The organism is Pantoea sp. X-Soil-YNGN-785, assembly GCF_059730585.1.
This window is the reverse complement of the sequence record NZ_AP035943.1, coordinates 452,766-479,101: the sequence shown is the minus strand read 5'-3', so window position 1 is coordinate 479,101 and position 26,336 is coordinate 452,766. Positions and strand designations below refer to the sequence as shown.

The window sequence follows — 26,336 nt, the reverse complement described above, 5'->3', positions numbered from 1 at the left end:
CCCGAATCCTGATTCAAAAGGCGAAAAATGAAAGGCTCATGTCTGTGTGAAACCGTTATTTTTGAGATTTCGGTAACCCCCATGCTCTATTACCGCTGTCACTGTTCACTGTGCAGAAAGCAGACCGGAACCGGTTATAACCTGGCAACGCTGATAAAAGAGCGTGATTTTGCCTGGATAGCAGGCGAAAGCCAGATCGCGTCGTGGCGTAAACCAACAGGTTATCGCACTGACTTTTGCGTCAGCTGTGGTTCTGCCGTTCCAAACCGATTGCGCGACCGGCCTTACATCTGGCTTCCGATCGGCTTACTGAATACTCCAGTCGCGATGCACTGCATAGGGGATTATTGTACCGATGACGCCATGCCGTGGGACCATACCCGCTCAGAGACTAATCATGCGGGGCCAGTAACGTCGCTGAATGCACTGCTGACGAGCTTAAAGATTGTTGATTAATCACAGCGGTGTGGGTTACTTATTTTTTAACTTTAAGCCCCAGTATTCCGAACAGGCTTTAATCTCGTGTGGAGAATGAAGCAGAACTTTTGGCAATCTGGCCTGGTCGTAAAGCGTCTGATGATACTTACGATTCTGCGGGGCAGTACGGATAATATATTTCAGCATCTCCAGGGTTACGGACTCTCTGCTCATCCCGAGCCCCCCTATTCGCGGTGTCGATGAATAACACCTGCGAATATAACGCAGCAGTGCCACGGTCACTTTTACATCCAGAAGAATCAATCCCGTGGCATGAGCAAAGCGTTCCTCAATGCATTTTGTATAATTTCCCTCCATTACCCATTTTTCCTGACTCACTGCATCTGCATGCAAATGGCGAAATGCTTCCGGTGCTCTGGGAATCCATTGACTATTCGGAAGATGGTGAAGTTGATCAAGATGAACAACAGGTAAATTCGTTTTGCGGGAAATAGCCTCAGCTAAGGTAGATTTGCCACTGTTTGAAGGACCCATAATACAAATGCGTGGTCCCAGCGCCTCTAAAGTGAGTGCACTATTCACTATATCTCCTTTGAATTTTCCCTTCTTAAATGAATAACGGCCTGCTGACATGATGCTTTTCTATGCAACTTGCAAGGTTTAAATCTCAACTGGAATGTGTTGACCTGCGAGAGGCGTAAATAAAGGCTGCTGAAGGCATTATGAATCAAAATCATGTCAAAGCGTATCTGATGATCTGGTTTTCAAATAATCCACCCTCCTCACGGATTGTATTTTTTTCGGTAAAGATTTGTTACATCCTGCCGATTAATTACTCAATCAATCAAACCGTAGAGGGCATTATGGTACTAATCAATGGACTTACAGACGGCGTGGCAAATAGCTATGTCGCTTCCGGCGCAATCAAATCATCTTCAGGCGACAATACCGAGTCTGTTACCGGAAAAAGGCTTCCCGACACTGTAGTTATCATCTCTCAGGAGGCAAGAGACCGCCTGATGCAGGTCGTTGCTGAACCTGTCTCCGTTGAACAGCAGGATAAAACCCTGAACGATCTGCTGGCAAGCCGATCAGCTCATCAGGGACCCACGTTTAATCTCGGTTATGCGCTTTTCAACGATCCCTATACAAACTGGGATGCAAGGACATTCCGTCCGCTACTGGATATGACGACAGATAACACCCAGGCCAGTATGGATGAATTTGCGGGTGCGCTTCATCAGGTGCTCGCTGAAGGTCAGGTGGGACAAAATCAGTACGACAACAGTGATACCTCTGAAGCGATGACAATAACGTTGACGCAGGTGAAACTGCACAAACTTATTGAGAAATATGTTCCGGATGACAAGCGGAAGCAGGCGACGGGCATTGTTGATGAAATGATCGACGGTAAAGTGGCATTCCGCGAAGAGCGCACGCTGCTGGGGGCACAGCAAAGGCTGGATATCGCGCATCAATATGGCACCCGTGAAATCGTGGCGGATGCGCGTGATTATCTCACCCAGGTAAAGAGTGGCTCCGCGCGGCCACAGAATGAACTGGCCAGAATGTTTGAAGCGACAAAATCGGGCAGTGACATGAACGCCATTTTCAGCGTGTTTGCCGATGTGATTCGTTCCACGCCGAATCCAGACAACAAAGCGCAACCCTCAATCGATGACGCACTTAAACAGCTGGAGGTTTATCGCCAGCAGTGGCAGGCGTTCGCTGATAAATACATCGCTTAAACAGTGATGATCCTTCGGCTGGGGGCTCTTTCGTGGCAATAAAGCCATCCTGAGAGCCGCGTCTGCAGGATGGCTACGATGAGGCTGTTTAGTCAGATGAGATACTCTGATAAATCCGGCTTAAAACAAAAAGCACTGATTACACATTTACAAATTTAAATGTGTAAATATAATGGCGCCTCTTACACATCAGAGGAATTTTGTCATGCCGTCACTGTTTACCCCCCTGAACCTGGGCGATCTCACACTTCGTAACCGCATTGTATTGCCGCCACTGACGCGTTGTCGCAGTGAACAGCCGGGCAATATTCCCGGCGAGTTGATGGTGGAGTATTACCGCCAGCGTGCCAGCGCGGGACTAATGATCACCGAAGGCACCCAGATTGAACCTCGCGGGCAGGGCTATGCATGGACGCCGGGGATCCACAGCGACGCCCAGATCGCGGGCTGGAAAAAGGTCACAGAGGCGGTACATCAGGAAGGCGCCACGATTTTTTGCCAGCTCTGGCACGTTGGTCGCGTCTCTCACAATGAACTTCAGCCAGGCAAGCAGGCTCCCGTTGCGCCTTCAGCCATCGCCGCCGATAACGTTCGGGTATTCATTGAAACCGGACCAGGCGCGGGGATACTGACCGCACCCAGCGAACCACGGGCACTGACCAACGCGGAAGTCAAAGAGATCGTGGCGCTTTACCGACGCGCGGCGGAAAATGCAAAAGAGGCCGGTTTTGACGGTGTGGAACTGCATTCTGCCAACGGTTATCTGATTAACCAGTTTATTTCGGAGCACACTAACTTCCGCACGGATGAATATGGCGGCTCAGCAGAGAATCGTCTGCGTTTCCTGCGTGAAGTTGTTGAGGCGGTCAGCGCGGTATTTGGCAGCCACCGTGTTGGCGTGCGGTTTGCGCCATTGTTTTCGAGTACTGACGAAGAGCGCGTCTATCTTGGCCTGGTTGAAAGCGATCCCCATGCGACCTATATCCGCGCCGCGGAGTTGCTGAATGAGCTGGAAGTTGGCTATCTCTCTATTGCCGAAGCGGACTGGGATAATAGCCCGGATATGCCAGAGAGTTTCCGGGTTGCGCTGCGGGAAACATTCCGTTCTCCGATCATCTATTCTGGTCGCTACACGGCGGAAAAAGCACAGCATATGCTTGATAAAGGCTGGGGCGATCTGGCGGGTTTTGGCCGCTCGTTTATTGCGAATCCCGATTTGCCGGCACGCATTAAAGCAGGTTATCCGCTGAATCCCGTCGATCACGCTTCCCTGTATGGCGGCACTGAGAAAGGCTATACTGACTATCCTGTTTTTCAATCCTGATCTTATGTGAGGCGGCATGTCCCCCGAAAATGCCCTGAAGTTACTGTCCAACCCGACCCGGGTGGCAGTACTAAAGTGGCTTAAAAATCCTGACGAAGCGTTTGCGGGCTATTCTCAGCTCTATCCCTTCGCTCAGTATGGCGTCTGTGCCACCCTCATCCAGGACAAGGCGGGCTTATCACAGCCCGCTACTTCGTTATGCCTGAAAGCCCTGCACAATGCGGGGCTGGTCGAAGCCAGCAAAGTCGGGAAGTGGACCTATTATCGCCGCGCTGAACCACGTATTCGTGAAATAACCGACGTGGTGACACAATCGCTGCAGGCGCTTTAGGGCGCCTGCCGTTTCAGCACTTCTCTGTTATCTTATCTGCGAATGCTGAGTCTTTGCACTTACAGTAAACGCCTGCACCTATCCCCCGGATTTCTGACTCGTCTTCACGCACGCGGCTTGACGAAGCTGCCCGCTTAACTTACAACTAAAGCCGTCAGGGGAGTCTCGCCAGAGAGACTGAGAGGCTAATAGCGCAGTGCGCGGCTTAGCGACCCTTAGAACCTGACCCAGTTGATACTGGCGTAGGAAGACGGGTATCGCATCCGATACTTGCCGCAGGCGCGCGTTCGCGACGTCTTTGCCTATTCCCTCTGTATCACGGGTCTTCGTTAACCGATAACGAGGCCAAAGTGAAACATCTCATTCTTAATCACTCTCTTCCTCTCCGGTGGGCACCATGAGCCGCTGGTCGGTGCTGGGCAGCGGCGTTGCCGGGCTGTGTGTCGCCACGCTACTGCTGGAACGGGGAGAAGCCGTTGAAGTCATTACGCAGCCTGACTGTCGTGCCGCCTCGCACTGGGCGGGGGGCATGCTTGCGCCCTGGTGCGAAGCAGAAAGCGCGCCACACCAGGTCATCGAATGGGGCCAGCACGCTGCCGGATGGTGGGCGAAACGCGTCGACGGCGTGGAGCAGCAGGGCACGCTGGTGGTTGCGCCACCGCGTGACAGCCGCGAACTGACGCGCTTCGCCAGCATGACGCAGCAGCATCAGTGGGTCGCCCCCGGTGACATCGAACCGGCGCTGGAAAATCGCTTTGCCCGCGGCCTGTTCTTTGCTGCAGAGGCGCATCTTGATCCGCGCTGCGCACTGCAGCAACTGCGCGTCACACTGCACGAGGCGGGCATACCCTTTCACAGCGGCAAACCCGGCGGCAAAATCATCGACTGCCGCGGCATCCACGCTCTTGATCAGCAGCCCGCTCTGCGCGCCGTGCGGGGCGAAATGTTGATCCTGCATACGCATGACGTTCAGCTCTCCCGTCCGGTCCGTTTGCTGCATCCGCGCTTTCCCTGCTATCTGGTGCCGCGTGCCGGAGGCCACTTCATGCTTGGAGCCACCATGGTCGAAAGTCACGACAGCAGCCCGATCAGCGCCAGGGCGATGATGGAGCTGCTGAGCGCGGCTTACAGTCTGCATCCGGCGCTGGCTGAAGCACGGATCGTAGAGAGCGGCACCGGTCTGCGTCCCGCCTACCGCCAGAACCTGCCGGAAGTCCGCTATGAAAATGGGCGCTTCTCGTTAAACGGGCTGTACCGCCACGGCTTTTTACTGGCCCCGATTATGGCTGAAAAACTCATGCTGCAACTCACTCAGGAGATGACTCATGCGAGTTCAACTTAATGGACGCACGATTGAAACCAGCGCAACAACGCTGGCGGAACTTATGGCGGAGCAGCAGATCGACCCGCGCACCGTCGCCACCGCACTGAACGGTGAGTTTGTGCCGCGCAGCCGTTATGTCAGCCAGCAGCTTCAAGCGGGCAGCCAGCTGGAAATCCTGTCACCGATGCAGGGAGGTTAACCATGTTCTATCAATTCACTCCGCAATCCCGTTTTCTGCTTGGCACCGCCGGATATCCGTCACCCGACATTCTGCATCAGGCTATCGATGCATCAGGTGCGGAGATAATTACCGTCAGTCTGCGTCGTGAAGGCAGCGAAGGCGGTGCCTTTCGCACGCTGTTGCAGCGGCTCAACAAACGGATTCTGCCGAATACCGCGGGCTGCCATACGGTAAAAGAGGCGGTGACGACGGCACAGATGGCGCGTGAACTGTTCGACACGCCGTGGATCAAGCTGGAAGTGATTGGTCATGCCGACACGCTGCAGCCCGATCCCTTTGCGCTGGTTGAAGCGGCCCGGATCCTCTGCGCTGATGGCTTCCAGGTCTTTCCCTACACCACCGAAGATCTGATTGTCGGCGAGAAGCTGCTGGAAGCGGGTTGTGAAGTGCTGATGCCCTGGGGCGCGCCAATTGGTTCCGGCCAGGGGCTGCGCAACATCGAGGGACTCCGCGCCATGCGTGCGTGGTTTAAAGATGTGCCGCTGATAATTGATGCGGGCATCGGTGCGCCAGGCCAGGCGGCGCAGGCGATGGAGATGGGTTTTGATGGCGTGCTGCTAAACACCGCGGTGGCGAAAGCACGCGATCCGGTGCGGATGGCGGGTGCCTTTGCCGCCGCGATCCACGGCGGGCATGAGGCGTTTCAGGCGGGATTGATGGAGCAGCGTGACATGGCGTCAGCTTCAACACCCATTTTTGGTCTGGCACAGTTCTGAGGAGCAGCAATGGATCGGTATCAGCGACAGACCATGTTGCCGGAGATCGGTGAAGCAGGGCAACAGCGCCTGAGCAGGGCAAGGGTGCTGGTGGTGGGTGCGGGCGGACTCAGCGCGACACTGTTGCCGTTACTGGCCGGCGCGGGCGTAGGGTTTATTCGGCTTTACGATGGCGATCGGGTTGAGCTGCACAACCTTCACCGGCAGACATTGTTTGGCATTGGGGATGTGGGCCAGCCCAAAGCAATCTGCGCGCAGCGCGCGCTGGCGCAGCGAAATCCTGACTGCCACGTTGAGGCGCATCCCCGGATGTTGAGCGCCAGCCAACTGCCGCAGGCGCTGGAGGGGATCGTTCTGGTGGTGGATGCGGCGGATAACTTCGCCATTACCTATCAACTCTCTGACGCCTGCTCTCCGCGTGGTCTGCCGCTGATCTGCGCCTCGGTACTGGGTCGTAAAGGTTACGTCGGTGGATTCTGCGGCGGTGCGCCCGGTTATCGTGCGCTGTTTCCTCAGTTGCCGATGGCTTCGGGTAATTGCAACACGGCTGGCGTAATGGGGCCTGCGGTAGCAACGCTGGGCGCGATGCAGGCGCAGATGGTGCTGAGCGTATTGCTGAAACTGACGCCATCGCCGCTCGGCTGCATGATCCACTGCGACTTTGTGGACTGGCACGTCAGGCAATTCCGCTTTGATGACGCGCCTGAACCCGACGCGCCGGGCATCCCGTTTATCGATAAGCCGATGCTGAGTGAGGACGATTGCATTGTGGAACTGCGCAGTCCAGACGAAGCACCGGTCAGTGTGGCCGAACGGGTGCTACGCATTTTGCCGCAGCAGATAGCGGCCTGGCAGCCGCCGTCCGATCGGCGCGTGGTGCTGGTGTGTGCCAGTGGCATGCGTGCAGCTCAGGCGGCAGAAAACCTTGCCGCACGGGGGATCACGCGGCTGGCGCTGATGGCGGCAAACACGCTGTAGCCTGCCGGTCTACACAACCTCGACCAACTGGAACGTCTCGAAAATCAGCTCCATTTCCTTATGGAAATAGCCTTCACGCTCAAAGTAACGCTGATGCTCCTGGCGCCAGTGGTCGAGGCTGAGATCGCCTTCACCTTCCAGCATCGCCATCTCTGGCGTGACGCGGTCAAAACGCGTCAGGAACAGTCCGGTGGTACGGATCACGCAGACGGGCTGCTTTTCGCCGTTCAGCACAATGCTGTAACCACCTGGCTGCGGCAGTGCTTCCTGCTCCTGCCAACTCTGCAACGAACCGCAGCTTGCTACCTTCTTTCCGGCAATAATCAGCGTTGCCAGCGCGCTGGCTAATTCCGGGGAATCACCGAATGCATCTGTGAAGGCACCCGGATATTTGTCCTGCAGTTGTTCCAGCGTCATCGACATCCGAAAATCCTCAATAAAATAAGCGCCTGACCGGCATAAATACAGGTCAGCGTCGCTGTTAAGATGATGGTGCAGCAGTGTAGATGCTGCTGATAGCGCTACAGCTTACCCGGCCTGCTCATGGGAAAACAGGCTTAATTTTCAGGAGATTGGGTTTGCGTGCGTGCGGGATTGCAGAGGAGAGATACAGTCTGACGCGGCCAGCTACAGCCGCGTACAATAACTAACGCATCAGGAAGCTCGCCCAGTGTTCAATGTCGTCACCGCTGCTGATGTCGGGTTGCACCAGACCGTTCACCATAAAGGTGGGTGAAACGTGAATACCATTCTGACGGGCATATTTGCAGTGCCATTTAATTGCATTCTGCAGATCGGGCTGATCAAATGCGGCGCTGGCATCCACGCCGCTGTACTCTTTCAGGCGCGCCAGAATCTGGTTCGGCGTCGCATCGCGGTTCGGGCCGGTACAGTGATCGGTAAACTCAAACTCTTCGCGATGATCGGCGACGGCCTGCATCACCGTCTTCGCCGCCTCTTTACTGTCGCTGGCGGCGGCAAGGATATAACGCACAATCACGCCGGAATAGAGGTGCCACGGCTGTGATTGCAGGCGAATCTTCAGGGTCATCTTCTCTTCACCCACGTGCGCCAGTAACGCGTCAAATTTATTGAACGCGCGTACCGAAAAAGGGCAGGTGGGTTCCAGAAAGACTTCAAAGATTGCGGGACCGTGGCCCCAGACCAGGACATCAGCATGCTGACTCATCGTAAACTCCTTAAAGATAAACGGAACGGGAAGTGTCCTTACCCTGGCAAATTCGCATCACATCAGCCAGTTAAGAATCAGCCGCAATTGTTACAAAAAACAGCAATCAGCGGCTGACCTGCGCGTAACAGGCGACAGCCAGGGCCATTAATCGTTAGAATTATCGGCTTTGGCATTCTCAACAGCTGGCCCTGCATCGTCACTTGCGAGCAGCTATAGTTATCTGCAGAATTTGCTCGACCGAATGATGAAGCCATTTCTGCTTTTTGCCTGCTGATCGTCTGCCTGGGACCGATAAGCGTTAGAAGAGGTTGATTTTGTATACCGATCTTACCTGGAAAATTCTCCATCGCGTCATCAACAAGACGATCTCTGACATGCTGGATGAGCAGCAGAGTATTGACGTGTTATCACTGCGCGCACGGCTGCATGAGCTGGCTGAAAAAGAGGAGGATGAGGTCATGGTGCTCTGTTACTGGCAGGCGAGTAAAATTCTGCTTCGACTCCCCACCACCGTGACAGCCAGTCAGTTGATGGTTGCCGCACGTCACGCTTTTCGCACGCCGATGGATCATGATCGGCTTTAAGTTCTACTGACCGGCGACGGGCGAGCCAGACATTCATCTCAGATTATTTTCGGAGCAGGGATCTGAGCCTCGTAATGATCGTGGCGGGCAATTATTCAGGACGTCCATCCATGACTTTATTGTGATTACTCTCTAAGTATATTCTCATTCTGGAGTCTTTATTTTTTCAATGTAAATAGAATGCGCTACAGAAGTGAATATAATATTTGATGAGTGCAGTGAAAAGGTCAGTTAATACTTTTCTTAAATTGTCACAGGTTGATCCAGAACAATAAAAGAGGTTGTTATATTTCCTGAAGGGACAAGGGAAAACGTCTGTTTATCTTTTATATAGTTATGCGCCATTAATATGCTGGTAACATAATAAACTCCGGGTTGTTATGTTGGCGCATTTAATAAATGCATATCTATCCATCAGGTGGCTGACCCCAGCCACTTTGTATGTATTGAAAAGAGACAGGTTTGATGAATATCAGAAAACGTATTCTGCCAGTGGCACTGGCTGGACTTATGATTTCCGGATCGGCATTAGCAGCAGCAACTGACGGCCCATCACCGATGAATACTAATCCGGGAGCATCAGCCGGCACTCAGGGTGCAGGTGGCGAAGTGAAATTTACTGGTGAAATTACCGATGTTTCATGTGACGTTTCAACTGCCAGTAAAAAACAGAGCGTTGATTTAGGTAAATGGGCAAAATCCTATTTCGAGAGCCGCACCGAAACGACCCAAACCCCCTTCACTATTTCAGTCAAGGACTGCCCGGCATCGGTTACTAAAGTGGCTGTATTGTTCGATGGCGATAAAGACGCTGGGGATAATACCCTGCTGAAAGTGGCCGATGGAGGCGCTACCGGCGTGGGCATTAAACTTTACGAAGGGGACCGCAGCACGCCGATCGCAATTGGCTCCATCTCTAAAGGGGTTGATAAAATGGTGGAGACCGAAGAGGGCGGTTCTGCTGACCTGATTTTCTATGCCGATTATAAAAGTGATGGTGCTGAAATCGCAGTCGGTCCGGCCAACGCAGTTTCAAACTTCGTGATGGTTTATAACTGATAAATAGCAGGGGCAACCCTGCTTTTCCTTCTGAAGATTAATGGCGTAAATGGCTATGTTTAAGGTAATAAGACTTATTTCGCTTTTCTCTGCGTGTATGCTGAGCATGGCTGCTCATGCAGGTGTTGTGATGGGAGGGACGCGTATTATCTTTGTGGAAGGAAAAAAGGAGGCAACGCTTTCGGTCACGAATCAGGATAAAAATATGCCCTATCTGGTGGAGTCGTGGATAGAGAATTTCAATCCAGATAATCATTCCCGGGTGCCGTTTATTGTCACGCCACCGCTTTTTCGTCTCGATGCGGGAAAAGAGAATCTGTTAAGGATTAATTATCTGGGAATGCCGCTGCCGAAAGATCGTGAATCGGTGTTCTGGCTCAATGTGAAATCTATTTCACCCACACCACGCGATAAAAGTAATCAGCTGCAGGTCAATATTAAATCGAAATTCAAGCTCTTTTATCGACCAAAAGGACTGGAGGGAAATCCGGCTGACGCCTGGCAACAACTCTCTTTTCGCCATGAAGGCAGGCAGCTTATTGCGCATAACCCAACCCCTTACTTTGTCTCTTTTTATTCGCTTAGCGTTAATCATCACACCATTCAGGACCCAGGCATGATTGGCCCGGGTGAGGATCGTCAGTGGACCGTCGCCGATTCCGGCGCAGTGACCTGGTCTGCGATTAACGACTACGGCGGCATCACCGAACAACGTACGCGCTAACTGTTTTTTTGATTTGAATCCGGGGCACTAACAGTGAAAGTCACTCCACAGGCTGAGACAGGCAAGAAAAGGCACGCGAAAACGTTTCACGCCTCTCCCTGGCTTGCAGGCGTTCCGGGTCTGATGCTGCTCATGTTCTGCCCGTTGCGTGGTGCCCGCGCGGATGACTACTTTAATCCTGCGGCGCTGGAATTTTCATCCGATCAACATAATGCCACCGATCTCCACTATTTCGCCCGTGAAGGCGGTCAGCAACCGGGTACCTATCATGTCACGCTGTTACTCAACAACCGGGTGATTGATAGCCGCGATGTCACTTTTGTGCAGGGCAGAAACGGGCTGCTTCCGCAACTGACGGTTGCAGAGCTTTCCGCAATGGGCGTCAACGTTGATGGCTTTTCCGCCTTCAGCCGCTTAAAGAACGGTGAGACCATTGACGAGCTGAGTGAATTCATACCCGATGCTGCGGCCGACTTTGATTTCGCGCATCAGCAGTTAAATCTTTCCATTCCTCAGATCGCCCTGAAAATAAAAGATCGCGATTATGTCGATCCTTCGCGCTGGGATGAGGGCGTATCGGCTGCTTTTGTAAACTATAACCTCACCGGAAGCAGCAGTCGTAATGAGAGCGACCGGTGGAATTCAACGCTGCTCAGCCTGCGCAGTGGAGCCAATTTTGGCGCATGGCGACTGCGTAACACCGCCACCTGGCGCTACGATCTGGTCAGCCACTGGCAATCCCAGACCACTTATCTGGAGCGGGATCTTAAGACACTGAAAAGCCAGTTTCGGGTCGGGGATACTTATACCTCTGGCGACGTTTTTGACAGCGTGCAGTTTCGCGGTGTGCAGATCATGTCTGATGACACCATGCTCCCGGAAAGTCAGCGCGGCTTTGCGCCGGTGATACACGGCATCGCCCACAGCAATGCGCGGGTCACGGTGAGTCAGCATGGCTATGTGATTTATGAAACCGTGGTTGCACCGGGCGCATTTGAGATCAAAGATCTCTATCCCACCGCACAGAGCGGTGACCTCGACATCACTATCCATGAAAGCGATGGCTCGGTACGCACCTTCACTCAACCTTACTCTGCAGTGCCTTACATGCTGCGTCAGGGTCATCTGAAATACAGTGTCAGTGGTGGTCGTTACCATTATTCAGGCAGTAACAATCTGCGTTCACCTGAGTTTGTGCAGTCCACGCTGTTTTACGGACTGCCGCATGACTTTACCGCCTTTGGCGGCGTTCAGATGGCGCAGAATTATCACGCTGTAGCGATCGGTCTGGGTAAAAGTCTGGGCGATTTTGGCTCGCTGGGAACCGATGTGACCGTAGCCAAAACCCGTTTACCGGAGGGCCAGAGCAGCAGTGGTCAGTCAGTCCGCGCACAGTATCAGAAAAATTTCGTCTCGACGAATACCACCTTCAGCATGGCAAGCTATCGCTACTCCTCCAGCGGCTTCTATGCCTTCAGCGAAGCCAACGCGATGACCAGCCCGGCAAGCTACGTGGCTAACAAGCGCAGTCGCTCGGAGATTTCGATCTCGCAGGGGATTGCTGATTATGGCAGCCTTAGCGCTTCTGCCTATGTGCAGCGCTACTGGCGATCAAATAGTGAAGATCGCACCCTGCATCTGGGCTTTTACAGCAATTACAAAGCCATTTCCTGGGGCGTTGCCTGGTTTTACACCGATTCGACCAGCGCCCGTAAGGCTGACCGCGCAGTCTCGTTTAATGTCTCTGTTCCCTTCAGCGCGCTGCTGCCAGACAGCTCTGTCAGCTACAGCATGAACTCCAGCAACGATGGGGATGTCTCGCAGCAGGTTAGCCTGTCGGGCAGCGCGTTGCAGGACAACAACCTGCACTACAACCTGCAACAGGGCTATGACAGCCAGGGACAAAATCTGAACAGCAACGGCTCACTGGACTATCGCGGCAGTCGCGGCAGCGTCAGTGCCGGGGTCAGTCATGATCGCCACAGCACTCAGTTTAGCTATGGTCTTTCGGGCGGCATCGTCGCGCATGCACACGGCATTACGCTGAGCCAGCCGCTGGGCGATACCTTCGCGATCGTTCGTGTGCCCGATACGGCCGATGTGGGTATTGAGAGCAGCAGCAATGTGGTCACCGATGATCGCGGCTATGCGATTGTGCCATCTCTCTCGCCCTACCATGAAAATGCTATCGAACTGGCAACTGACACGCTGCCTGACAACGTTGATGTGGAACTGGATGGACAAACGGCCATCCCAACCCGCGGAGCGATTGTGATGGCCGACTACGCCACCCATGTGGGTAACCGGGTGCTGTTCACGCTGACCTGGCAGGATGCCTTCCCGCCATTTGGTGCGGCAGGTCAGATTGCCCGCGCCGCAGAGGGTAAAGAGGGCAGTACGAGCGGCATCGTCGCTGAAAAAGGCGAACTCTATCTGAGTGGGGTACCCGCTCAGGGTGTTATCGAGGTGAAATGGCAGGAAGAGGGGGTGGAGAAAAGCTGCCGCGCGCCGTTCCGCCTGCCTGCCGCCAGCGGTACGAACCCGGTCAGACTGGTCTCGGCGGTTTGCCAGTAATTTACAGGAATTTAAGATGAAATCAGTTCTGCGTTTAGTGAAAGGGCTCATGCTAATCATCCCGACATTGTGTGCTTTACCTGCACTGGGGCAGGAGTCCTGTCAGGGCGTCAGCCAGGTGGTTGTTCAGGTGCATAACGTCAACTATGTGCCAGGCGCAGCTGATGGCACACCCATTTCTGCGCAGATGCCGCTGCAGAGTGCCAATGCCTTTACCTGTAACAAAAACAGTGGCGAGCAGGGCTATAACTACAAAGATATGGGGTTTGAAATTAATGCTGAAGAGTCCGGCTTGCAGACCAATATTGCGGGCGGGCACAATACGCCGATATACCGTGTTCCGGGGGTCGAGAGCATCGGGTTCGCGATTGGTTTCAAGGAGCCGTCTTATTGCGGTGGCAGTTTCGCTGATACCACCGGTAAGGGCAAAACCAGCTCGATCTGTAACTCTCAGACCAGCCCACAATTCAATTCTGCCCACGACATAACCCTTCAGTCCTATGTGGTGTTCTATAAAATTCCCGGACAGAGTTCGCCGCTTAATCCTGGCGAGCAACCCGCCTCTGTCGGTGAGGTGAACGTTGGCAATGCCAGCTTAAAGGTCGGGGACAGCGCAGCAAGCAGCCAGCCAATCAATGACAAGCCGCAAATTTTCCTCTCCAGCTTTACCGTGCAGTATGGCAGCTGTTCTGTGGTCACCTCCCAGTCCGCCATTAATGTGGACATGGGAAAAGTGAGTAAGGCGGAATTCAGCGGTATTGGCAGCCGGGCAGGAAGCGAAAAAGGCTTTCAGATTCAGGTGATGTGTGAACACAGTGCCGCCGTAAAAGTCGGCTTCTTTGGTATGGCTACATCAGGCGATAAAGATGCCATCAGCCTGACGCCGCAGAGCAACTCAGCATCCGGCGTGGGCATTGCGCTGACCTATGGACCCGGTCTGCAGGTCCCGGAAGGTCAGCGCGTGCCGCTAAATGTTTCAACCGACCAACTGCCGGTGCTGACGACGGTCTCTTCTCCCAACCAGGCGGCGTCGATGGCGTTTAACGCACAATATATTCAGACTGACGGGCAGGTGATGGCGGGAAAAGCGGACGGCACAGTGACGTTCAATCTCGTTTATAATTAACAGGCACAGGCTGTGCATCACTGGCGAATGTCGCGTGATGCTGGCTGTAGGTGTTTCTGCCTGGAACATTGCGTCCGCTCAGCATCGCTATATGGCCCGTCTCCTGCAGCAATCGTTAAAACCCGCTAACCCCGACCCGCGGTTTTCCCTAATCTCTGTTAAGATAATTCCTCTGCGCCACTTTGCAGGATGCATGTTCGGGAGAAGCTATGTTGTGGATTTGGAATGCCCTGATTGTTCTGGTCACCGTTATCGGCATGGAGATAACGGCGGCGCTGGCGCACAAATATATTATGCATGGCTGGGGATGGGGCTGGCATCTGTCACATCATGAGCCACACAAGGGCTGGTTCGAGGTTAACGACCTCTATGCGGTGGTGTTCGCAGGCCTGTCGATTTTACTTATTTATCTGGGCAGCACGGGCATCTGGCCGTTGCAGTGGATCGGCGCAGGGATGACGCTCTATGGCCTGCTCTATTTTATCGTCCATGACGGTCTGGTCCATCAGCGCTGGCCTTTCCGCTATGTGCCACGCCGGGGTTATCTGCGCCGGCTTTATATGGCACACCGCCTGCATCATGCCGTACGCGGCAAAGAGGACTGTGTTTCGTTTGGTTTTCTCTACGCGCCGCCGCTGTCAAAACTGCAGGCGACGCTCAGGGAACGTCACGGCGTTAAACGGGGCGCTGCCAGAGATAAGCCGGGCGCGGAGCAGGATGCGCCATCCGGGAAGTAACCGCCTGACCGGATGCCGCCATCAGCATGACCAGTTTCTCTGGCGTGCTGGTGGACTGACGTTGATCCCACGCCTGTGCACCCGCCTCAACCACTTTCATCCCAATCTTACGATAGACCTGTTTTGCTGTCGCAATGGCCCACGCTGAACGCAGCGGTAAACCGGGTAACCCAGCCGATGCCGATCGATAATAGGGCTCTGCCGTCTCCACCAGCCGGCGGGCAACGCGGCTGAGTGCCTTGCGATTGCGCGGGTCCGCCAGCGTCTCCCGTGTCAGCCCCTCTTCAGCCAGCCATTCTGCGGGCAGATAGCAGCGTCCCGTTTCGGCATCTTCAACGATATCGCGGGCAATATTGGTCAGCTGAAACGCCAGACCGAGATCGCAGGCGCGATCCAGCGTCGCGTTGTCGCGCACGCCCATAATCTGCGCCATCATCAGGCCCACCACGCCCGCCACGTGATAGCAGTAGCGCAGCGTATCATCCAGCGTCTGATAGCGGGTCTCATGGACATCCATCGCAAAGCCTGCCAGATGATCAAAAGCGTAAGCCGGCAGAATATCGTGCGCCATCGCGACCTCCTGAAAGGCGGCAAAGGCAGGCTCATGCATCTGCGATCCGGCGTAGGCCTGGCGGGTTTTCATCTCCAGCTGCGCCAGGCGCTGTTCGGCGGATTGCAGTGACGGCGTATCGTTGCTGAATCCCAGCACCTGATCGTCAATCACATCATCACAGTGACGACACCACGAGTAGAGCATCAGCACACTGCGTCGGGTTTTGGCATCAAACAGTTTTGATGCCGTGGCAAAGCTTTTCGAGCCCACTTCCATGGTTTCTACGGCATGATCGAGCAGTGACGGACTATTCAAGCCAGATCCTCCAGCATCAATCCTGCGGTGGCCTTGGCCGAACCAATCACCCCTGGAATGCCCGCGCCAGGATGGGTGCCCGCGCCGACCAGATAGAGATTGTTAATATTTTTATCGCGGTTGTGGGGCCGGAACCAGGCGCTTTGCGTCAGAATCGGCTCGACCGAAAACGCCGAGCCCTGATACGCATTCAGTTCATCGCGGAAATCAAACGGCGTGAACATGCGGTGCGTCACCAGCTGACTGCGCAGGCCCGGCATGTAGTGCTGTTCCAGATAGTCGAAGATGCGATCGCGCAGGCGCGGTCCTTCCACGGCCCAGTCGATATCGGCGGTGCCGAGGTGCGGCACCGGTGCCAGCACGTAATAACTGCCGCAGCCAGCGGGTGCCAGTGACGGATCGGTCACGCAGGGCGCGTGTAGGTAAAGCGAGAAGTCCTCTGCCAGGGCATCTTTGTTAAAGATCTCATCAATCAATTCACGGTAGCGCGGGCCAAAGCAGACCGTATGATGCGCGAGCTGATCGTGATGATGATTCAGACCAAAATAGAGCACAAACAGCGAGTTGCTCATGCGCTTGTTCTGCAGGGATTTTCCCCTGGCTACCGCGGCGGGATGCTGACTCAGCAGTTCACGGTAGGTATGAACCACGTCCGCATTAGAGGCCACCGCGCGGGTCGGGAATACGCGGCCATCTTTCAGGTGCACAGCGGTGATTTTATTTTCCTGCGTCTCCAGCCGGGCAACGCTGGCATTCAGCTCCACTTCGCCGCCCAGATCTTCAAACAGCTTCACCATGCCCTGCACCAGGGCACCCGTGCCGCCACGCGGGAACCAGACGCCCCATTCACGTTCCAGCGCATGAATCAGGGTATAGATTGACGAGGTGGCAAACGGGTTTCCGCCTACCAGCAGCGAATGGAAAGAGAACGCCTGACGCAGATGCTCATCTTCAATATAGCTCGCCACTTTGCTGTAGACGCTGCGCCACGCCTGCAGTTTAGCCAGCTGAGGCGCGGCACGTAGCATGTCGCGGAACGACAGAAACGGCACGGTCCCAAGCTTCAGATAACCTTCCGCAAACACCGCTCGGGAATAGGCCAGAAAGCGACGATAGCCTTCAACGTCGCGCGAATTAAATGCGCTGATCTGCGCCTCCAGCGCGGGCTGATCGTTGTCATAACTGAATACCTTGCCGGACTCCCAGCAGAGGCGATAAAACGGCTTCACCGGCAGGAGTTCGACATAGTCAGAAAGCTTCTTACCTGCGAGGTTGAACAGCTCTTCAATAGCGCTGGGATCGGTAATCACCGTGGGGCCAGCATCAAAGGTAAAGCCCTGATCCTCGTAGACATAAGCGCGGCCGCCAGGCTTGTCACGCTGCTCCAGCAGTCGCGTAGGGATCCCTGACGCCTGAAGGCGAATGGCCAGCGCCAGACCACCAAAGCCTGCACCAATTACTGTCGTTCTGTTCATTGCATCGCCTGTTGACGGTGAGGAGTCATAATAGCCTGTAGCGCAGCCAGTACGGGAACCGGCGGCTTGCCGCTTAAGATGCGCAGCCGATCAGACACAGTGAGTTTTCCCGCATAAAAACGGGCAATCAGACCTTCGGGAAGGCCATAAAAACGTTGCATAACCTGCCAGCGCTGGTCAGCCGGACCCGCCAGAAACAGCATCCGGTTCAGCATGCGGAAGAAGCGCTGCTGCTGCCAGGTGTGACCGGCAAACTGTTCAATGGTGGCGTGCAGGGTCTCTGAGGTGAACGACTGCATCTGCGCAAGCCGGTCAGCCAGAGCGACCGCCAGCGGCAGCGAGTAGCCGGTGGTGGGATGGAATAACCCGGCACGCAGACCGCTGCAGGGCTGATCGCGTGTCTGCCAGAAAGCGTCCACGTCGCCGGTCAGCGTAATCGGCAACGCACCCTGTTCTTCACGCAATAGCTGTTTTAACTGCCAGCCCTGCTGAGCGGCATAGTCACGGATATTCTGACGGGCACGATCGCCTTCCAGCGTGGCGTTATCAATATAGTGGGTATCTTCAATCAGCAGCGTATCCGCCGAAAAGGGCAGGCTGTAGACAAAGCGATAGCCTGACTGCTGATCCACGGTCGCGTCCATGATGATCGGTGCGGTCAGGCCATGAGGTGAACTGAGCTGCCACTCCTGACCCACAAACGCCTGGAAGCCCATGCGCAGCGCACCATCGGGCTGATAGCCGCGTCCATCGATCACTGCGTCAGTTTCCAGCACCCGGTCATCCGCCAGCGTGACCGAGCGTGAAGCAATGCTCGCCACGCGGGTGTTCAGCAGCAGATCCGGCGCAAACCGGTCGCGGATAACCTGCGCGAAGCGCTCTGCGGTGACGCAAAAATAGCCGCTGTTAAGGGTACGGTTTCGTTGCGGAAAGCGCACCTCATAACCGGGCCAGTGATGAACCACCAGCGGAGCAATCCAGTGATGCTGCGTGTCGGTGAGATCGTCCGCATGAAACGACCAGGTATGATGCGCGCCAGGCTCACTTTCTGCATCAATCAGCAAAATGCGCAGTGAAGGGCGCTGCTGGCGTAAACGCAGGGCGATTAAGCCATTAGCCAGCCCTGCGCCCACCAGAATCAGATCATACCGCGGCATAATCTCTCCTGGTGATGACCGGTTTGCGGGTCTGCATCGCCTGCTCGACGATATCCGCCGCCAACGTTGTGCCGCCCGCCTGACAGAGCGCAGTGCGCAGTGTTTTCATCTGCTGGCCGTAGCTTTCATCAGCCAGCAGGGTCTGAAGCTGACGGGCCATCGCGTGGCTGGTGGTGAAGCGTGAAGCGCGACGTCCGATACCGTGCCAGACCACTCTGGCCGCGACGCCTGGCTGATCAAAGGCCAGCGGAATCGCCAGCAGTGGCGTCAGATGGTTAACGGCATCCAGCACGGTATTCATGCCACCGTGGGTAATCGCCAGATCGGCCTGCGCCAGTGCGGCAGCCTGATCGGCAAAATCGACCACCTGTACATGGCTGGACTGCGCCAGTTTTTCCGCCTGAAACGGTGACAGGCGACCGCAGTGCGCCAGCAGCAACTGCGCGTCGATCTCCTGGCAGGCGCGAACGATGGTTTTAAACAGGCCGTAGCGATGTCCCTGCAGCGTACCGAGTGATGCGAAAATGCGCGGTCTGTCGCCGTGCGGGAAGTAGCGAGGCTGCGACGCGGCAGGCGCTGTTACCGCTGCACGCAGCGGGCCGACCGAATGAAAATGGTCGGGCAACGCCTGGCGGGGGAAATCGAGTTCCGGCATCAGCTGGCTGATCTGCGCCAGGGGTGAAAAGCAGTGATGCAGCTTTTCCCGTGGTGTTAATCCCATCGCATGGGCATTGCGGGCGATAACGCGATCGTGACGGCGCATCAGCCAGTCATAGATCTTTTCACTGGCGCGATAGCGTTCGCGTGCCTGATCGGTGTTTGCATAGTCAAACGGCATCACGGCCAGCGGAAAATCGGGTTCGCGGTTAAGTGGCAGCGCACAGGCCACAGAGACGTAGGGCAGGTTCAGAGACTCTGCTGCCAATGCACCGGCTGGCTCCATCTGATCGACGATCACGCCATCAATCGCCAGCGTCTTCATCGCCACCGGCAGTTCACGGCAGAGCATCTCTGTGCTGCGGGCCATCTCATTGATTAACTTAAGCATCGACGGGCCAAGAGGATGCGCCGCCAGCTGCAGGGTATGCGCCAGACTGCCTGCCGGATGCGAAGCGAGACCCAGCGGGAAAAAGCCGATCCTGCTGTCAGTCAGTAGTGCGCTGACATCCGTCTGCTGGAGAAAGGTAATCTGGTGTCCGCGTGCGATTAAGGCCTGGCTCAGATGCGTGAGCGCCTGCACATGGCTATAGAAGGGCGGTGCAATGACCGCAAAGTGGCTCATGCAGCATCCTTAACTGACGGCAGCGAGTTTTTTCTCAAACCAGGCCTGAACAAAATGATGAGTGGCATAACCGTCCTGGCAGGCCGAAAGCAGATGCTCGCTGGCACAGCGCAGGTGATCGCGCAGTCGCGTTTCTACCGCCTGAGGCCCAAGCAGATTGACCAGCGTCGATTTCCCGTCATCCTGATGGGCATCTTTGCCGGTATCCGCCATGCCGTCGGTGAGATCGTCCAGCAGCTGAAAGGCCTGACCGAGATTCAACGAGAAGCGGTGTAACTGCTCGCGCGCCTCTTTTGGGGTTTCTGCCACAATAGAGGCCATCTGCATCGAGGCGCAGAACAGGGTGCTGGTTTTGTAATGATTGGTCATCAGAATCGCGTCGGCACTGCGTGGCTTGTCGCCTTCTGAAAGATCCTTAAACTGACCCTGAACCAAACCCTGCATGCCGACCGCGTGGGATAGCTCCGCGACCGCATCGGCTCTGGCGGCCGCCGTTAAGCCTTCAGCCATTGCCACCACGCCAAACGCCTTACTCAGCAGCGCCACTGCGGCCAGAATCGCGACATGTTCACCATACTGGCAGTGAATGGTTGGTCGTCCGCGACGCAGCTGTGCATCATCCATGCAGGGCATGTCATCCAGAATCAGGGAGGCGGCATGCACCATCTCAACCGCGCAGGCGAGATCCAGCAGCCCGGCAGGGGTGGCGCTACAGCCGAGATCGCGCGCGGCCAGCAGCAGCAGCAGCGGGCGAATACGCTTTCCCGGTGCCAGCGCACCCTCGCGCATTGCCGCGCCGACTAAATCACGTTCACTCTCAACCGGTAAAAGCTGATCAAGCCGATGCTCAATGTCGTTCAACAGGCTGGCTGCATCACTGTGGCTGAAATTGACGTGTTGTTCTGCACAGACCGTCATCATGGCTGTCCTTATCTACAGAGGAAGTCACAGCAGGTCGAAATGATTCGATGCCATCTTCAATAATCGTCCCCGACTGCCACAGCATAGTTGGCAGGTTTTCAAAGAACGGCGGGTAAATCCATTACAACTAAGCGTAGCTTACAGCGATAAAAATGTCGGCGAATTCAGCAGCATTCCGCGTTTAGACGCGCCATCCTGACCACTATATTGCCTGAATCAGCCCAGCAATGCGCGCAGCTGTTTCATCACGCTGGCGACATCCTCATCTGATAATGCGCCATCTTTAGCGAAGCGCACAATCCCTTCCGGGTCAATCACCACGACGGACGCGCTTTCCGGCTGAAGATGCCAGCTATGGGCAGTGACGCCACTGCTGTCGATAATAAATTGCTGCCAGGGTGCCGCTTTTTTGCTGGAGGCGATGCTGCGCACCACAAAAATGGCACTGCCGGGCAGGGCATCGTCGGTATTTACGATGGTGGTGGTCTGGAAGCGGTCACGCGGCAGACTTGCCTGCTGAATGGCCTTGATTAAGGGTGCGCTCTGGTCTTTTGCAGAAAGCCGGCCCGCTACATGAATCACCAGACGCACTTTTCCGGTCAGTGTCTGACTGTTCCAGCGCTGATAATTTATATCGCCCTCATTGAGGAGCATTTCCCCTTTATCGGCAACATAGACGGGCGGGACTGGCTGGCCTGTGGTCAGCGTGTGAGCCGTGGCAAAACCGGAAAACAGCAGAGCAATCATCAATCCATAATGGCGCACGGGTTCCTCACTTCTTTTCGTTTTACGGCAGGCGAGGCGAGCTATCTCATCAGCAGGCAGAAGATTAGTACCACATCTATGTTTCAGATCAATAAAAGCATTAAAGATTTGGGCTGAAAATGCAGGGAATATTTTGTTAACAGGAGGTGGAAAATGAGTACAGCACTGATGACCTTGCCAGAGTTTGCCCGCTACATTGGCATCGCTACACCGACGCTGGCGCGTGCCTTTTGCTGCCGTGGATCGCTGGCGGGTGTGCCGCTGCCGCAGGCGCTGGATGATGCACCGCTGACACAGCGCCACTGGCTGAGCGACGATGTACGCCAGTTTGATCATGCCTATAAGCGGGTGCAGGCGATGCAGCAACGCCATACGCTTTAATCTGTGTGGAACAAAAAAGCGCGGGAAACGTCCCGCGCTATGTTATGCAATGTTGTCTGGCCTGACCAGGAAGCAAACCAGATTGGCATCCCTGTCGCCCGTGATCTCCATGCTGCTATCCAGTCCGCTCACCGCATCGCCACGACTGAGTCGCTGATCGCCAATGCGAATAATCCCTTCCAGCACGGTCAGGTAAGCCACAAAGCCCGGCATTGAGGGCACGTCCACCGTCTGGTTACGCTCCAGCAGCGTATCGTAGATATAGACTTCCTGGCGCAGTTCCAGCGGGGCGTCAGACTCTTCCGGCCCGGCCAGTTCGGTCCAGCCGTTAGTCATGATGCCCTGATCGCGCTCCAGCACCTGAGTCATCGCTTCACCGCCTGGCTGCGAAGGCCGGATAACGGCCTGCAACAACTCCGCTTCATAGAGCGGTACTGACTCTTCGTACTGAACACCCTCACCGGCATTCACCACCATCACCTTTTTCGCAGAGAGCTGGGTACGCTCGCCGTTGCTGTCCTGATGCTGCATTGAACCGCGCCACAGGTAGGTGAACACTTCTTCATCCTGATGCTGCTGCATCGGGAGCCGGGCATCCAGTTTCAGCGACATCAGGTCAACCGTGAGCAACGGGCTAAGCGCCTCGCCAGGTCGCTGACGACGAACGGTAAAAGGACCGTACTCAAACAGTTGTTCAGGATTAGCTCGCACAATGTTCATGATTTGTTCTCAGATAAAGGAAGGCATAACAACGATCATAGACCTCAGGCGCAGAATGAGAAGCCGGATGATTTGCCCGGCTTCGTCAGTTATTTTGAATAAAAAATCACGCGGGGCGCCATCGGCTTATTTGCCCTGTTCGTCGCTCTCACCCAGGAAGAAATACCAGAGTGGGATCGACAACAGCCCGGTAAAGACCGTGGAGTAGAGCAGGATCATCATCGCCTGGGTGATATACATGGTCAGTGACCAGTGGCTAAAGGGGATCTGATACTGGTCAATCACGCCGCCAATCATCGCATTCGCCATCACTGAAATCACAATCAGCGCAAGCACCGTGACGCTGCGGAGAAAATAGCGCATCTCTTTGCGCTTTCCGGCGAAGCGTGACTGGACGATAGCCAGCGGCGACTGCTTATCTGGCGCAATTTCTTCCCGGATGACCGACGCACGCTGCGCGCTGCGCCAGCGCTGAATATCCAGCAGGATCAACACAACCAGGCTGATGCCCATAACAGGCAGCGCATAACCCAGCGCCAGCGTCACTATCAGGCTGGTGCCCTGTGCATAGCGCGGCAGTGCAAGCCAGGCGGACAACAGCGTCTGCGAGGGGCTGAGCTGGGGAACCGCCGGGCGGCGAATCCACCACATGCGGTAGCCCAGCACAATCATCGCACAGAGTCCAAAGCCGAACAGGGCCAGAATCAGCTGGTTAGGCAGACCAAACAGTACACCCATATGCGCATCCACGCCCCAGCGGGTCAGTTTCGCCACCAGCGGGAAGCTGGCGAACTCAACGCGGTCGACCACGCTGAAATCAGCCGGATTGATGGAAACCGCATCGACCTGACTTGGCCAGCTGCGATCAATCTCCGACACCGCCCAGGCCTGTTCTGCGTTCTTAGGCTGACGCAGCTCCAGTTTCGCGGCGTGCAGTCCGGCCTGGCGTGCTGCTGCCAGCGCCTGATCCCAGCTGCCATTCGGTTGATTCAGGACCACTGGCGCGGCGGTTCTGGCTGGCATGGTCATGCCGGACATCGTCATGCCGATCATCGCACCGCGATGGTCAGCATGCGGATCGGCGGCTTCGGCGGGCGCGTCACCGTTCAGTGCGGTGTTAACCTGCGGCGTTTTCCAGCCAAAGTCGCTGCGCATCTTTTCGATATTGTTGCCTGCCCACTGTGACCAGGTCAGTCCGGTTACTGAAAAGAAGACCAGCCCGATAGCCAGCAGCAGGCCCAGCGTAACGTGCCAGTGACGCGTTGCCGCAAAACCGCTGCGCACTTTTCTGCGGGTGCGCGGTGGCCGGGTGCCGGACCATAAAACGATCCCGCCCAGCGCGGCGACCCACAGCCAGGAGGCTGCCAGTTCGCTGTAGTTACGGCCAAAATCGCCCAGCAGCAGGCCGCGATGTAGCTGATCCAGCCACATGCGCAGCGGCAGCACACCGCTGGTGCCATACACCGTCATATCGCCTTTCACCTGCAGCGTGTAAGGATCGATAAACAGCGATCGCGATTCTGATGGGCCAAGCTGAGGCTCAGCAAACTGCACGCGGGTTGTATCCTGCGGACCCGGCGCGGGACGCACGGCATAGATACGTGCTGATTCACCCGCTCGCGCACGTGCGGCAGCAATCTGGGCTGACAACGGCTGCGCCTGGCCCTGTGCATCGGTAGTCAGGGCATCGTGGTAGATCGCCTGTTCCAGCTGCGGCGTCAGAACATAGAGTGTGCCGGTGAGCGCGGCGACAAAAATAAACGGCGCGATAAACAGGCCGATGTAAAAATGCAGGCGGCGAAAAAGATTAAACAGCGTGCCGCGCGGTGCAGGGATAATTTCCTGAGAAGAGGACATAGCATTCCACACTTTTCAAAAGACAAAGGCGACTGGGTGACGTTGTCACACAATCGAATCAGAAAGCAGTGAGTGTGACGCGAAAGCAGGTGGCGCTCGTGGTCGGTGGAGACGCAACATCCATCGCCAGGGGGGCGGATTAATCGCAGAGGGCGGCGGGGCGCGGGTGATCAGGTTCATCCACCAGATGAACGGGATAAACACCCAGAGCATCAGCGGTACATGCACCAGTAAATCGCAGTAGCCACAGGCAAAACCAGGATCCATCATCATCCCATGGTCCGCCATCGACATCATCTCGCTGTGATGATGCATCATCGGCATCTCTGCGCTCATGGCAGATGCACGTTGCATCGTGGCGTGATGCTCAGCCAGATTCTTTGAAATCATCGGGGCAACAAACAACAGCAGCACAGCCAGTATCGCAATACCGGCAGTGAGTCGATGTCTGAGTGAAGATTTCTGCATGATTTCAACGGGCACAAGGGGTGAAAATTACGGGCGGCAGTGTAACGCGAAGGGGATAAAAGAGTTAAATAAAGTGGCTTCTGTTCCGAAAAATTTCGCACTCTTTGAACATATTCACTTTAATTCCAGCATCATTTAACTTAGATGTTACCCGTTAAATACATACAAATAACATTGATGGGTCGGTTGCATTAAACCAAACCCATAAAGGACTGAAGATGAAAATTGTAATGCTGGATGGTGACACGCTGCCTGTCTCTCTGCCGACCGGGCAACAACAGGCTGACTGGGAGATTCGCGCACAGACACCGGTCAGTGACATTGTCTCTGCGCTTTCGGGCGCGACGGTTGCGATTACCAATAAGGTGCAATTGCGTGCCGATACCCTGGCGCAGCTTCCCGAACTGCGCTTTATCTGTGTTGCGGCGACAGGTTATGACTGTATTGACCTCAACGCGTGCCGTGACCGCGGCATCGTGGTCAGTAATGTGCCCGGCTACTCCACCCAGAGCGTGTCTGAGGCGGTGATCGCCGCCATTTTCGCCCTGCGTCGTCAGATAATGGCCTATGCCGTTAATACCCGCATCGACTGGCCGCAGGCGCAGCACTTTTGTCTGCATCGTCAGCCGATAGGGGATATTGGCGGCGCCACGCTGGGTATCGCGGGCAAAGGTGATATCGGTCAGGCGGTCGGCAGGCTGGCCCAGGCGCTGGGAATGCAGGTGCAGTACGCGGAGCGCAAAGGCAGCGACAGCGTGCGTGAGGGCTATGTCAGCTTTGAGCAGATGCTTGCCACCAGCGATATTATTTCGCTGCACTGCCCGTTAAGTGACAGTACCCGTCAGTTGATTGACCGTGAGGCGCTGGCGAAAATGAAACCGCATGCGCTGCTGATTAACACCGCACGCGGTGGACTGATTAACGAGGCCGATCTTGCGGAGGCATTAAAGCAGGGGCTGATTGGCGGCGCGGCGCTGGATGTCCTGAGCAGCGAACCACCTTCTGCCGATAACCCGCTACTGGCAGATTTGCCCAATCTGCTGCTGACGCCGCACATCGCCTGGGCGAGCCGCAGCGGCGTAGAAAATCTGGTAACTGGCGTGATGGCCAATATCGCGGCCTTTATTCAGGGCGAGCCGGTTAATGTGGTGAGCTGAGCGGGGTGGAATGGCTTTTTAAGGCCCGCTATTCGTTGATATCCAGAGCAACCTCGTAGAATTCAGGAAAAGCGTTTTACGGGGTTCAATCATCAGAGTATTCATTTCTTTATTTCCATCCGTACTTTAAACGTTCGTGCGCTACGGGATTTAGCGCCTTTTACTGGCTTTATCAGCCGTTGTCAGCGC

General features: G+C 55.4%; 28 protein-coding genes and 1 riboswitch. Of the genes, 16 read left to right on the top strand and 12 right to left on the bottom strand.

What is annotated here, in order from left to right:
• Positions 1 to 27 precede the first annotated feature (27 nt).
• A complete protein-coding gene (locus tag AC6I8E_RS20885) occupies positions 28 to 456 on the top strand; it encodes a GFA family protein (protein ID WP_497824772.1) in 429 nt (142 codons plus the stop codon).
• 15 nt (positions 457 to 471) lie between these two features.
• Here AC6I8E_RS20885 and AC6I8E_RS20880 read toward each other — a convergent pair whose 3' ends face one another.
• On the bottom strand, positions 472 to 1,020 hold the full coding sequence (locus tag AC6I8E_RS20880; RefSeq protein ID WP_497824771.1) for a P-loop NTPase family protein: 549 nt from the start codon (positions 1,018 to 1,020) through the stop codon (positions 472 to 474).
• 281 nt (positions 1,021 to 1,301) lie between these two features.
• On the opposite strand from AC6I8E_RS20880, the gene AC6I8E_RS20875 reads away from it, so the two are divergent.
• From AC6I8E_RS20875 to AC6I8E_RS20845, 7 genes are all read left to right on the top strand, one after another.
• Positions 1,302 to 2,186: a hypothetical protein gene (locus AC6I8E_RS20875; RefSeq protein WP_497824770.1), complete on the top strand. Its 885-nt coding sequence runs from the start codon at positions 1,302 to 1,304 to the stop codon at positions 2,184 to 2,186.
• 205 nt (positions 2,187 to 2,391) lie between these two features.
• Positions 2,392 to 3,510: an alkene reductase gene (locus tag AC6I8E_RS20870; RefSeq protein WP_497824769.1), complete on the top strand. Its 1,119-nt coding sequence runs from the start codon at positions 2,392 to 2,394 to the stop codon at positions 3,508 to 3,510.
• Positions 3,511 to 3,526: 16 nt separating this feature from the next.
• A complete protein-coding gene (locus tag AC6I8E_RS20865) occupies positions 3,527 to 3,841 on the top strand; it encodes an ArsR/SmtB family transcription factor (protein WP_013196130.1) in 315 nt (104 codons plus the stop codon).
• A gap of 146 nt (positions 3,842 to 3,987) precedes the next feature.
• Positions 3,988 to 4,107: riboswitch (TPP riboswitch) on the top strand.
• Positions 4,108 to 4,238: 131 nt separating this feature from the next.
• Positions 4,239 to 5,183: an FAD-dependent oxidoreductase gene (locus tag AC6I8E_RS20860; protein WP_033784984.1), complete on the top strand. Its 945-nt coding sequence runs from the start codon at positions 4,239 to 4,241 to the stop codon at positions 5,181 to 5,183.
• Complete coding sequence (gene thiS / locus AC6I8E_RS20855) at positions 5,167 to 5,364, top strand: sulfur carrier protein ThiS (protein WP_013196132.1); 198 nt, start codon at positions 5,167 to 5,169, stop codon at positions 5,362 to 5,364. Before AC6I8E_RS20860 ends, thiS begins: the two co-directional genes overlap by 17 nt.
• 2 nt (positions 5,365 to 5,366) lie before the next feature.
• Entirely contained in the window at positions 5,367 to 6,122 is a 756-nt protein-coding gene (locus AC6I8E_RS20850; RefSeq protein ID WP_497824768.1) for a thiazole synthase, read from the top strand.
• A gap of 9 nt (positions 6,123 to 6,131) precedes the next feature.
• Positions 6,132 to 7,100 carry a ThiF family adenylyltransferase gene (locus AC6I8E_RS20845; protein ID WP_497824767.1) on the top strand — a complete coding sequence of 323 codons (969 nt, stop codon included), beginning with the start codon at positions 6,132 to 6,134 and terminating at the stop codon, positions 7,098 to 7,100.
• A gap of 9 nt (positions 7,101 to 7,109) precedes the next feature.
• Here the strand turns inward: AC6I8E_RS20845 and AC6I8E_RS20840 are convergent, their stop codons facing one another.
• Together AC6I8E_RS20840 and AC6I8E_RS20835 are read right to left on the bottom strand one after the other, a co-directional pair.
• Positions 7,110 to 7,523 (bottom strand): ASCH domain-containing protein, encoded by a 414-nt coding sequence (locus tag AC6I8E_RS20840; protein ID WP_013196135.1) that lies wholly within the window; start codon positions 7,521 to 7,523, stop codon positions 7,110 to 7,112.
• A gap of 223 nt (positions 7,524 to 7,746) precedes the next feature.
• Entirely contained in the window at positions 7,747 to 8,289 is a 543-nt protein-coding gene (locus AC6I8E_RS20835; RefSeq protein ID WP_013196136.1) for a DsbA family protein, read from the bottom strand.
• A gap of 317 nt (positions 8,290 to 8,606) precedes the next feature.
• Between AC6I8E_RS20835 and AC6I8E_RS20830 the strand changes: the two genes are divergently transcribed.
• The 6 genes from AC6I8E_RS20830 (at position 8,607) to AC6I8E_RS20805 (ending at position 15,096) form a co-directional block, all read left to right on the top strand.
• Entirely contained in the window at positions 8,607 to 8,876 is a 270-nt protein-coding gene (locus AC6I8E_RS20830) for a hypothetical protein (RefSeq protein ID WP_013196137.1), read from the top strand.
• 465 nt (positions 8,877 to 9,341) lie between these two features.
• Positions 9,342 to 9,935 (top strand): fimbrial protein, encoded by a 594-nt coding sequence (locus AC6I8E_RS20825; protein WP_013196138.1) that lies wholly within the window; start codon positions 9,342 to 9,344, stop codon positions 9,933 to 9,935.
• Positions 9,936 to 9,990: 55 nt separating this feature from the next.
• Entirely contained in the window at positions 9,991 to 10,659 is a 669-nt protein-coding gene (locus AC6I8E_RS20820) for a fimbrial biogenesis chaperone (RefSeq protein ID WP_041456560.1), read from the top strand.
• Between the two features lie 123 nt (positions 10,660 to 10,782).
• Positions 10,783 to 13,233 carry a fimbria/pilus outer membrane usher protein gene (locus AC6I8E_RS20815; protein WP_497824766.1) on the top strand — a complete coding sequence of 817 codons (2,451 nt, stop codon included), beginning with the start codon at positions 10,783 to 10,785 and terminating at the stop codon, positions 13,231 to 13,233.
• Positions 13,234 to 13,249: 16 nt separating this feature from the next.
• Positions 13,250 to 14,359 (top strand): fimbrial protein, encoded by a 1,110-nt coding sequence (locus AC6I8E_RS20810; protein WP_497824765.1) that lies wholly within the window; start codon positions 13,250 to 13,252, stop codon positions 14,357 to 14,359.
• Between the two features lie 209 nt (positions 14,360 to 14,568).
• Positions 14,569 to 15,096, top strand: coding sequence for a sterol desaturase family protein (locus AC6I8E_RS20805; protein WP_013196143.1), 528 nt, complete (start codon positions 14,569 to 14,571; stop codon positions 15,094 to 15,096).
• Here the strand turns inward: AC6I8E_RS20805 and crtB are convergent.
• The 6 genes from crtB to AC6I8E_RS20775 all read right to left on the bottom strand — a co-directional run bounded on the left by crtB (position 15,035) and on the right by AC6I8E_RS20775 (position 21,546).
• Positions 15,035 to 15,964: a 15-cis-phytoene synthase CrtB gene (gene crtB, locus AC6I8E_RS20800; protein WP_147788918.1), complete on the bottom strand. Its 930-nt coding sequence runs from the start codon at positions 15,962 to 15,964 to the stop codon at positions 15,035 to 15,037. The two genes, AC6I8E_RS20805 and crtB, sit on opposite strands and share 62 nt — an antisense overlap.
• Positions 15,961 to 17,439, bottom strand: coding sequence for a phytoene desaturase (locus AC6I8E_RS20795; protein ID WP_497824764.1), 1,479 nt, complete (start codon positions 17,437 to 17,439; stop codon positions 15,961 to 15,963). Before AC6I8E_RS20795 ends, crtB begins: the two co-directional genes overlap by 4 nt.
• Positions 17,436 to 18,596 (bottom strand): lycopene beta-cyclase CrtY, encoded by a 1,161-nt coding sequence (gene crtY / locus AC6I8E_RS20790; RefSeq protein WP_497824763.1) that lies wholly within the window; start codon positions 18,594 to 18,596, stop codon positions 17,436 to 17,438. Before crtY ends, AC6I8E_RS20795 begins: the two co-directional genes overlap by 4 nt.
• Positions 18,583 to 19,878, bottom strand: coding sequence for a glycosyltransferase (locus AC6I8E_RS20785; RefSeq protein WP_095708069.1), 1,296 nt, complete (start codon positions 19,876 to 19,878; stop codon positions 18,583 to 18,585). Before AC6I8E_RS20785 ends, crtY begins: the two co-directional genes overlap by 14 nt.
• A gap of 9 nt (positions 19,879 to 19,887) precedes the next feature.
• A complete protein-coding gene (locus AC6I8E_RS20780; RefSeq protein WP_041456480.1) occupies positions 19,888 to 20,796 on the bottom strand; it encodes a polyprenyl synthetase family protein in 909 nt (302 codons plus the stop codon).
• Between the two features lie 219 nt (positions 20,797 to 21,015).
• Positions 21,016 to 21,546, bottom strand: a complete 531-nt coding sequence (locus AC6I8E_RS20775; protein WP_041456481.1) for a YtfJ family protein — start codon at positions 21,544 to 21,546, stop codon at positions 21,016 to 21,018.
• 171 nt (positions 21,547 to 21,717) lie between these two features.
• On the opposite strand from AC6I8E_RS20775, the gene AC6I8E_RS20770 reads away from it, so the two are divergent.
• Complete coding sequence (locus AC6I8E_RS20770; RefSeq protein ID WP_313677350.1) at positions 21,718 to 21,945, top strand: hypothetical protein; 228 nt, start codon at positions 21,718 to 21,720, stop codon at positions 21,943 to 21,945.
• Between the two features lie 42 nt (positions 21,946 to 21,987).
• Here the strand turns inward: AC6I8E_RS20770 and AC6I8E_RS20765 are convergent, their stop codons facing one another.
• The 3 genes from AC6I8E_RS20765 to AC6I8E_RS20755 all read right to left on the bottom strand — a co-directional run bounded on the left by AC6I8E_RS20765 (position 21,988) and on the right by AC6I8E_RS20755 (position 24,990).
• On the bottom strand, positions 21,988 to 22,665 hold the full coding sequence (locus AC6I8E_RS20765; protein WP_377798002.1) for a pirin family protein: 678 nt from the start codon (positions 22,663 to 22,665) through the stop codon (positions 21,988 to 21,990).
• A gap of 126 nt (positions 22,666 to 22,791) precedes the next feature.
• On the bottom strand, positions 22,792 to 24,522 hold the full coding sequence (locus AC6I8E_RS20760; protein WP_497824762.1) for a DUF2534 family protein: 1,731 nt from the start codon (positions 24,520 to 24,522) through the stop codon (positions 22,792 to 22,794).
• Positions 24,523 to 24,567: 45 nt separating this feature from the next.
• Positions 24,568 to 24,990: a DUF2946 domain-containing protein gene (locus tag AC6I8E_RS20755; RefSeq protein WP_497824761.1), complete on the bottom strand. Its 423-nt coding sequence runs from the start codon at positions 24,988 to 24,990 to the stop codon at positions 24,568 to 24,570.
• A gap of 218 nt (positions 24,991 to 25,208) precedes the next feature.
• Here AC6I8E_RS20755 and AC6I8E_RS20750 point away from each other — a divergent pair, with 218 nt between their 5' ends.
• The gene (locus tag AC6I8E_RS20750; RefSeq protein WP_497824760.1) at positions 25,209 to 26,147 is read left to right on the top strand and encodes a D-2-hydroxyacid dehydrogenase; all 939 of its coding nucleotides are present in this window, start codon (positions 25,209 to 25,211) and stop codon (positions 26,145 to 26,147) included.
• Positions 26,148 to 26,336: the final 189 nt, after the last annotated feature.